Source organism: Pseudonocardia sp. SID8383, assembly GCF_009864975.1.
GTDB classification, from domain to species: Bacteria; Actinomycetota; Actinomycetes; order Mycobacteriales; family Pseudonocardiaceae; genus Pseudonocardia; species Pseudonocardia alni.
The window spans coordinates 1-1,202 of the sequence record NZ_WWFY01000971.1 but is presented as its reverse complement, the minus strand read 5'-3'; the positions used below and the strand labels follow the sequence as shown (position 1 = coordinate 1,202).

Sequence of the window (1,202 nt, the reverse complement as noted above, 5' to 3'; positions counted from 1 at the left end):
TGGGGACGGCGATGCCGGCGATGGCCGGGCGTGCCGAGCGCCGCGCCCCCGTCGACCCGCACGCCGCGCTGCGCACGGTGGCCGAGGCGGCGTCCCGGCTCGACGCCGAGGTGGTGCTGTCCACCGGTGGCCTCCCGGTCGACGACCTGGCGCTGCCTGCACACGTGCATCCCGCGCCGTGGGTGCCGCAGCCGCTGCTCCTGCAGGTCGCGGACCTGTTCCTGACCCACGGCGGCTACAACGGCGTCCGCGAGGCCGTGCGGCACGGCGTCCCGCTGGCGGTGCTGCCGCAGTTCGGGGACCAGGAGCACAACGCCCGCCGGATCGCCGAGCTCGGGCTGGGCGCGCACTGCACGCCCGACGCCGCCGAGATCGCCGCGACGTGCACCCGGCTCCTGGGCGACGACGACGTCCGCGCGCGGATGCGCTCGGCCCAGCGCGCGATGCTGGCGCTGCCGCCGGTGGAGGACGCCGTCGGCGTCCTGGAGGACCTGGCCGCGCGTCGGGTCCCCGCGCTCGTGGCCTGACCTGCCGGGTCAGGCGGGCGGGCCGTGCGGGACGCGCGGCCCGCAGGCGACGACGGTGCGCGCCCAGGTGCCGAACAGCACGAGCACCCCGAGCACGGTGACGATCAGGCCCGGCCCGATGTCGTCGGTGCCGGCGACCGCGGTCTGCCGCGACCACACCGCCCAGAGCCCGGTGACCGCGCCGACGCCGGTGACGGTGGCCGCGGTCCAGGCCAGCGGCCAGAGCCGGGTCAGGAGGGCGAGCACCGACGCCCCCACCGCGACGACCGCGACCACGGTGAACAGCCACGGCAGCGGCCCCATCGCGGCCCGGCCGACGAGGACCTCCCACCCGGCGCCGCGGGTGGACCAGGGCATGAGCAGGGCGGCGACGACGGCGGCGACCCCCGCCCCGGCGACGACCGAGGCGGGACCGGGGTCGATCCAGCGGTCGACCCGCCATGCGATGCGAGTGAGCTCGTCGGCGAGCTCGGGTGACGCCTGCGGGGACAGCGGGACCGGGCCGGGCGTACGCGGTGCGCTCATGCGGCTCCCTCGTCGTCACTGGTGCCGGGATGTCGGGACGGCCATTGCACCACGACGGCGCCGGCCGCGGCGCCACCGACGGGGTGGCACCGACGGGGTGGCACCGGGGGCCGGTCGGCGAGCCCGCCGCGCGCACCGCCCGGCGGTTCC

Annotated in this window: 2 protein-coding genes; one reads left to right on the top strand and one right to left on the bottom strand. The window is 78.3% G+C overall.

From position 1 onward, the window contains the following. The coding region (locus GTW08_RS23140; protein ID WP_275939020.1) for a glycosyltransferase at window positions 1-527 on the top strand (527 nt) is incomplete at its 5' end. A gap of 9 nt (window positions 528-536) precedes the next feature. Here the strand turns inward: GTW08_RS23140 and GTW08_RS23135 are convergent. After that, on the bottom strand, window positions 537-1,052 hold the full coding sequence (locus GTW08_RS23135) for a hypothetical protein (RefSeq protein ID WP_073576944.1): 516 nt from the start codon (window positions 1,050-1,052) through the stop codon (window positions 537-539). Between the last annotated feature and the right edge of the window lie 150 nt (window positions 1,053-1,202).